Source organism: Enterobacter sp. 940_PEND (genome assembly GCF_001059415.1).
Taxonomy (GTDB): Bacteria; Pseudomonadota; Gammaproteobacteria; order Enterobacterales; family Enterobacteriaceae; genus Enterobacter; species Enterobacter cloacae_M.
Genome location: NZ_JUMS01000047.1, coordinates 1 through 6,477 on the forward strand (window position 1 = coordinate 1; position 6,477 = coordinate 6,477).

Consider the following 6,477-nt stretch of genomic DNA (forward strand, 5'->3'; position numbering starts at 1 on the left):
GAGCCAAATTTGAAAAGCCTGCTTTTAAAGCAGGCTTTTTGCTTTTCTGCGTTCGGATAATTTGCCGTATGGCAAAAAGCTCCTGTCGCTTAGGGCAGCCTGGCAATCACCTTAATCTCAAACTGGAATCCGTACAGCCACGTCACGCCGATCCCAGTCAACGTAGGGTAAGGCGCTTCCCCCCAATATTCTGGCAGGATACTCCAGATTGCGTCGAGGTTTGACTCGGGATCGACGACAAAGAGGGTAACGTCAACCACGTCATCGAACGTGCAGCCCGCAGCTGCGAGAACAGCATTAAGGTTATCGAATGCCAGCCGGATCTGCGCGTTGAGATCCTCTTCAGGCGAACCATCCTCCCGGCTACCTACCTGTCCCGAAACAAACAGGAAGCCGTTAGATTTGATGGCGGGTGAATAGCGATTACGCTCGTAGAGCGCCTGCCGTCCTAATGGAAAAACTGCTTCGCGTGTTGTCATGTTTGTGCCTCTGTAATGGGGCGAAATCTGCCCGGTGAACATAAAGACACTTTACAGGTGCCAGATCGGGCGGATAAACAAGCGACTTTGTTCATCATTGTTTGTAATATCCAAACAATCTGCGAAAAGAGAGGACCTGGGATGGATCGTTTCGATGCGATGCGCGCCTTTGCTCGCGTGGTGGAGGCTGGCAGTTTCACCAAGGCTGCCCAAACGCTTCATATGAGCAAAACCACGGTGACGCAGCTTATTCAGCAGCTCGAAGCTCGCCTGCGCGTAAAGCTGCTCCATCGCACCACCCGCAGGCTCGGTGTGACTCCTGATGGCGCGGTCTACTACGAGCGCGTCATCCGCCTGCTGGCGGACATGGAAGATGCTGAAAACAGCCTGTCCAGTGCGGCAATTACGCCCAGAGGACGGCTACGGGTAGATGTGCCCACTCCTCTCGCCCGCCTGGTGCTGGTGCCCGCGCTACCGGCTTTTCACGCGCGCTACCCTGATATCCAGTTCGACATGGGCGTGAGTGACCGGGTGGTGGATCTGATCGGCGACAACGTGGATTGCGTCGTGCGCGGCGGGGGAATCAATGACCAGTCCCTGATCGCACGCCATGTTGGCGATTTGCAAATCGGTGTTTACGTCGCACCGAGCTACGTGGAACGCCTCGGCGCCCCTGCGCACCCGCGAGAGCTGGAAAACACGGACCATCGCATAGTGGGATTCTTGTCCTCACGCACCGGTAAGATTGATCCTCTGGTACTGAACGGTGAGAGTGTACGTATTGAAATCACGGGAAGCTATGTGCTTGCAGTGGATGATGGCAACGCCTACCTCGAAGCCGGGCTCGCGGGATTAGGCGTGATTGCGCTACCCGTATATATGGCGGCAGCACATCAGGCATATGGTTCCTTGATTCCGCTATTTGAAGACTGGCGTATTGATCCAATGCCCCTGTATCTGGCCTTTCCGCCGAACCGCCACGTTAACGCCAAACTGCGCGTTTTTATTGATTGGATCGTTGAATTGATGCAGCAGCATGTCCCTACTTCTACCCATAAGTAACTGCATCTATTCGTTCATCACCGCGAGTGACGGTCATGCTGGCGGTTTTGAAGCAGGTTTTTTTGCTTTTCTGCCCTACAGCACGAACTCATAGTGCGAGCCATCCGGCAGCTCCACATCAAGCCGCAGCTTTCCGCCCGCCGCCTCAACGTAGCGCTTGAGAGAAGAGAGTTTCAAATCGCGCCCGGGCTTTTCCATTACCGCAACGGTAGGTTGCCTGATACCCAACGCCTGCGCCATTTCTACCTGCGTTTTTTGTACTTTCTCGCGTAACTCAGCAAGATGAATGTTGAGCAAAATATCCGTTGCTATCGCCTGAGCGCTGGCGACAACCTCCGGCTTTTCATTCGCTATAAGCTGCTCAAGGGTTCTTCCCATCGCGCTATTCCCTCTCTTTTAATGTATTCAGCCAGTGAGTGAATTCCCGGTCAGCAACGAGAAGCATCTCATCGTAGAATCGCCTTTCATTGCCGACCTTATTGCCCGCACAAAGCACGATACCCGTGCGGTTTGGATCAAAGGCGAAAAACGCCCGCAAGGGATCGCCCTTACTCTGAATACGTAGCTCTTTCATGTTGCTGTGACGAGAGCCTTTAAGCGTATCGGCGTAGGGTCTCGATAAACCCGGCCCCTTCTCTCGCAAAACAAGCAGGGCTGCAAGTACGCTGGCGCGTTCGGTATCTTCAAGCGAAGTAAACCAGCGATCAAACCTGTCCGTCGTGTTAATTGCCCACACAAGGCCTCCCATCCAATATAGATCAAAAGCTATATACATGCAAAGCTATAGCGATGATTATGCAGAGATGGAAAAGCAGAATCTTGTGGGGTTACGGAAATACTGAATGCGTGCCGGAGTAATTCTGTGTATCCCTTGTTGGATATTCATTTTGTTACGAGCAGCATCGAAAAAAGTTCAGCAGCCCGTCAACTGCCGCCAGGCCGCCACCTCCTCATCCAGCCATGAGACAAAAAGAGCCACCTCCGGCTTCGTCTCCGTTGACCGCGCTGTCACCAGCCAGTAAGGCCAGGGATACGGCGCGGTAATGGAGGTTAGCTGGACCAGTTCCCCCCGGGTGATGGCATCCTGAACCAGAGAGCGGCGCTCCAGCGCGATCCCTTTCCCGAGCCGAACAGCTTCGATAATGATATTGGAGTCGTTAATGCATAAACCGCCAGGCACGATCTCTTTCTCCAGCCCCGCATTCACGCACCACGTTTTCCACGACTCCATGGAAAAAATAATATGACTTTTTGCAATCTCAGCCGGCGTAGCGGGCAACACACCGTCGTTATAGCCAGGCGCGGCCACCACAATGAGTTCATCGGAAAAAAGGTACTGGCTTTCACTCCCTTCCCAGTTTCCTTTCCCCATCCGTATCGAGATGTCTATCCCCTCCTGCTGCAGGCTGGTGACCGTCAGGCTGGCCTGGATCCGAAGGGTGATAAGCGGATATTTCGCCCGAAAGCGTTCCAGACGCGGCAACAGCCAGTGGCATCCAAAAGACGGCACCATCGCCAGCGTCAGCTCCTGCTTTCTCGGCTTCACCTGTACGAGCCGGGTGGCATCCGCAATATGGTTCAACGCCTCGCGCACCTGTAAGGCATATAGCCGCCCTTCTTCGTTGATCTGCACCCCGCGTCCCTGACGGATAAAGAGCTTTACGCCCACCATCTCCTCCAGCAGTTTGATCTGCTGGCTGATTGCGGAATGGGTAACATGGAGTTCTTTCGCCGCCAGCGTCACGCTGCCAAGACGGGCGACGGCTTCAAAGCTTCGCAAACTGGCAATGGGTGGAAAATCCGACATGAAAGCTCTCCCTTATCCGCGCTGGATGTATAACGGCAACTTGCCCACATGTCAGTAATACTAACCTTTACGGTAAGATACTGAAGATATTCGCCAGGAAGTTTGTATTGTACTGTCTGTTCATCCTCTTCAATGACGCGTTATTTCACAGAGACAGGAAAACGGGAACGATGATTAAGCTTGTTGGCATGATGGATTCACCTTATGTACGGCGCGTGGCGATCTCCCTTGAGCTTTATGGCGTTGAGTTTGAAAGCCAACCGCTGTCGGTCTTTAGCACTTTCGAAGCGTTCTCCCGAATCAACCCCGCGGTAAAAGCGCCCACGCTGATTCTGGATAACGGAGTACGTTTGATGGATTCGTCGCTGATACTGAATTATTTCGAGGCTCAGGCCGCACCCGAGCGGAGGCTCCTGCCCGTCGCGCCGGATGCGCTGGCAAACGATCTTCAGACGCTGGGCTTTATCCTCGCCGCCGCGGAGAAAGCCGTGCAAAATGTGTATGAACACCACCAGCGCCCGTTGGAAAAGCAGCACGCTTTATGGGTCGAACGCATTACAACCCAGCTGCTGGCGGCCTGCAGGGAATGGAATGCCTTGCTGAAGACGCGTCCGGCCTCCGCCGATCCCGATCAGGTTGCCGTCACGAGCACGGTTGTCTGGACGTTTATTCAGTCGATGATTCCGCACGTCGTTAACGCAGCGGATTTTAGAGAGATTCAGGCGGCTGCCGAATCATTTGAATCACAGGCGGTCTTTAAAAAATATCCGTTCAACTAAGCGATGAGCCCGGTCAGCGCAGCGCTACCGGGCAAACCAGCGCCTAAATCTGATAATCAATCGCCACTTCTTCCGGTTCCATCACCTGGCGTTTAATCTCATCCACCGACAGCCCGGCGTTGCAGAGCTCGATAAAGCGCCACACGTAGTTGCGCTGCAGCTGCCCGCGCTTCAGGCCAAGCCATACGGTGTTAGCGTCAAACAGGTGACGCGTATCAAGACGCACCAGGTTCCCGTCCTCGCGTTCTCCGCTGGACTGTTCCGCCACCAGACCAATGCCCAGACCCAGCTCGACGTAGGTTTTGATCACGTCAGAATCCTGCGCGCTCAGCACCACGTCCGGCGTTAACCCTTTGCGGTTGAAGGCTTCATCAATACGCGAGCGTCCGGTGATCCCCTGGCGGTAGGTAATGAGCGGCCATTTCGCAATGTCTTCCAGCGTCAGAGGGGAAACCTGATTCAGCGGGTGATCGACCGGGAGTAATAAGCTGTGGTACCAGCGGAACCAGGGGAAGGCCACCAGCAGCGGGTCGTTGCTCAGGCGTTCGCTGGCAATGCCGATATCCGCCCCACCGTTTTGCAGCAGCACTTCAATTTCCTGCGGCGTGCCCTGGATAAGCTCCAGACGGACGTCGGGGAAAAGTTCGCGGAAGGCTTTAATCACCGGCGGCAGGCTGTAGCGCGCCTGGGTGTGGGTGGTGGCGATGGTGAGTACGCCCGAAGCGTCATTGGTAAAGAGATCCGCCAGACGACGCACGTTGCTGGCCTCGTTGAGGATCCGCTCTGCGATGGTGAGCAAAGCCTTACCCGGCTCCGTCATGCCGAGCAGCCGCTTGCCGCGACGGATAAAGATCTCGATGCCCAGCTCCTCTTCCAGCTCGCGGATATGGCGGCTGACGCCGGACTGAGAGGTATAAAGCATATTGGCGACCTCGGTCAGGTTGTAGTCCCGCCTGGCCGCCTCACGGATAATTTTAAGTTGCTGGAAATTCACGATTCACTCCGGCGCATCTGACATAGCTCTATTGTTAGAGTCAGCCGCGCTGCAGAACAAATAATAAAAACCAGCATCTTATGCTTTTATGGAATATCAGCTCACGAGCTGGAGTTCACGGTTCTCAAGCGACGGCTTGCTGACCAGCGACATCAAAATCTCTTTTACCGCCTGCGCCTGCGGCGACAGCGAACCGCGAGCAGACATGTTCAGCGACAGCGGCAGGCTCATCGAAGGCGTGGTGATGCGCGCCATCCAGCCGTTCGCCGCGCTGCACAGCGAGCGGGCTGCGGATTCCGGCAGAACCGTCACACCCATTCCGCTGGCAATGGCCGCGGTGAGCGTGGAGATTGAGTCAATTTCACCGATGATTTTGGCCGTCAGGCGGCGCAGTGAGAACGCTTCGTCCACGCGCACGCGCACGGCGCTGTAGTCGCGCGGCAGATAAAGGTTCATCTCTGCCACGGCGGTAAGGTCTACGCTCTGGCCCGGACAGTCTCGTGTCCCCACGAGGTAGAGATCTTCTTTCAGCAGCGGCTGGCTGGTGATGCCGGCGACCGGGGATCGATCGTAAAGGACCGCCATATCCAGCTGGCCGTTGAGCAGTTTGTCATTCAGCACGGAACCGCTGTTTTCGTGCAGGTAGACCAGCACCTCAGGCAGCTCGGCGCGAACGGCCTGCAGCAGCGGCATGGTAATAGAGGACGCGGCAGTTCCCGGCGCCAGGCCGATAGAAACGTGTCCGCTCAGGGTCTGGCCCACGTTATTCACCGCCAGCTGCGCCTGTTCACACTGGCGAAGGATGGTGCGCGCATGGGTATACAGGATCTTGCCTGCTTCCGTTGGCGTGACGCCGCGTTTGGTGCGGATCAACAGCTGCTGATCCATCTCGCCTTCCAGAGTAGCCACCTGCTGGCTCAGCGCAGGCTGCGCGATATGCAGCACTTCTGCCGCTTGAGTCAGGCTGCCGATATCGACGATTTTTACGAAGTATTTCAGTCGTCTTAAGTTCATTTTGCCCCCTGTTCGAAATGCTGTGCCGGAACCGGCTGTCGTTGTTGAACAGGTTTTGCAATATGAATGCCACTTTTACCAGGCGGTCTAAATTGTTCGCTAAGCGCCTGAAAATAAGGAAACCTAATTACAGAGGGGGGTTTTATTACCGAAACAGCAGTTTATGATCTGCCCCATTAGGGGTATACCCGCACCATGACGGTGCATTCCGCTGTCAAAAACATCACTTTGCCGATTTTGTCAGCAAACGATCAAAAGGCGTTGATCCACCCTTTGACAAGGCGAACGCAGGTCGATAATATGCGCCCCGTTCACACGATTCCTCTGTAGTTCAGTCGGTAG

Annotated in this window: 8 protein-coding genes; 2 read left to right on the plus strand and 6 right to left on the minus strand. The window is 55.1% G+C overall.

All coding sequences use genetic code 11. The annotated features are described in order from the left end of the window. Positions 1 to 89: 89 nt before the first annotated feature. The gene (locus ADJ24_RS07145; RefSeq protein WP_023312340.1) at positions 90 to 479 is read right to left on the minus strand and encodes a RidA family protein; all 390 of its coding nucleotides are present in this window, start codon (positions 477 to 479) and stop codon (positions 90 to 92) included. 141 nt (positions 480 to 620) lie between these two features. Between ADJ24_RS07145 and ADJ24_RS07150 the strand changes: the two genes are divergently transcribed. After that, on the plus strand, positions 621 to 1,541 hold the full coding sequence (locus ADJ24_RS07150; protein WP_023312341.1) for a LysR family transcriptional regulator: 921 nt from the start codon (positions 621 to 623) through the stop codon (positions 1,539 to 1,541). 75 nt (positions 1,542 to 1,616) lie between these two features. Here ADJ24_RS07150 and ADJ24_RS07155 read toward each other — a convergent pair whose 3' ends face one another. From ADJ24_RS07155 to ADJ24_RS07165, 3 genes are all read right to left on the minus strand, one after another. Further along, on the minus strand, positions 1,617 to 1,919 hold the full coding sequence (locus tag ADJ24_RS07155) for an XRE family transcriptional regulator (protein WP_023312342.1): 303 nt from the start codon (positions 1,917 to 1,919) through the stop codon (positions 1,617 to 1,619). A gap of 4 nt (positions 1,920 to 1,923) precedes the next feature. Continuing rightward, positions 1,924 to 2,277, minus strand: coding sequence for a type II toxin-antitoxin system RelE/ParE family toxin (locus ADJ24_RS07160; RefSeq protein ID WP_023312343.1), 354 nt, complete (start codon positions 2,275 to 2,277; stop codon positions 1,924 to 1,926). 177 nt (positions 2,278 to 2,454) lie between these two features. Beyond that, entirely contained in the window at positions 2,455 to 3,348 is an 894-nt protein-coding gene (locus ADJ24_RS07165) for a LysR substrate-binding domain-containing protein (protein ID WP_023312344.1), read from the minus strand. A gap of 170 nt (positions 3,349 to 3,518) precedes the next feature. Here ADJ24_RS07165 and ADJ24_RS07170 point away from each other — a divergent pair, with 170 nt between their 5' ends. Beyond that, positions 3,519 to 4,127, plus strand: coding sequence for a glutathione S-transferase family protein (locus tag ADJ24_RS07170; protein WP_057060296.1), 609 nt, complete (start codon positions 3,519 to 3,521; stop codon positions 4,125 to 4,127). Positions 4,128 to 4,170: 43 nt separating this feature from the next. Here the strand turns inward: ADJ24_RS07170 and cbl are convergent, their stop codons facing one another. Together cbl and nac are read right to left on the minus strand one after the other, a co-directional pair. Then, complete coding sequence (cbl, locus tag ADJ24_RS07175; protein ID WP_010432106.1) at positions 4,171 to 5,121, minus strand: HTH-type transcriptional regulator Cbl; 951 nt, start codon at positions 5,119 to 5,121, stop codon at positions 4,171 to 4,173. A 96-nt stretch (positions 5,122 to 5,217) separates the two neighbouring features. After that, a complete protein-coding gene (nac, locus tag ADJ24_RS07180) occupies positions 5,218 to 6,135 on the minus strand; it encodes a nitrogen assimilation transcriptional regulator NAC (protein ID WP_008499475.1) in 918 nt (305 codons plus the stop codon). Between the last annotated feature and the right edge of the window lie 342 nt (positions 6,136 to 6,477).

Bases quoted from the DNA above. Each gene is read 5' to 3' on its own strand.
- ADJ24_RS07150 (WP_023312341.1), top strand. From the start codon at position 621: ATGGATCGTTTCGATGCGATGCGCGCCTTTGCTCGCGTGGTGGAGGCT.
- ADJ24_RS07170 (WP_057060296.1), top strand. From the start codon at position 3,519: ATGATTAAGCTTGTTGGCATGATGGATTCACCTTATGTACGGCGCGTG.
- ADJ24_RS07145 (WP_023312340.1), bottom strand. From the start codon at position 479: ATGACAACACGCGAAGCAGTTTTTCCATTAGGACGGCAGGCGCTCTAC.
- ADJ24_RS07165 (WP_023312344.1), bottom strand. From the start codon at position 3,348: ATGTCGGATTTTCCACCCATTGCCAGTTTGCGAAGCTTTGAAGCCGTC.
- nac (WP_008499475.1), bottom strand. From the start codon at position 6,135: ATGAACTTAAGACGACTGAAATACTTCGTAAAAATCGTCGATATCGGC.
- ADJ24_RS07155 (WP_023312342.1), bottom strand. From the start codon at position 1,919: ATGGGAAGAACCCTTGAGCAGCTTATAGCGAATGAAAAGCCGGAGGTT.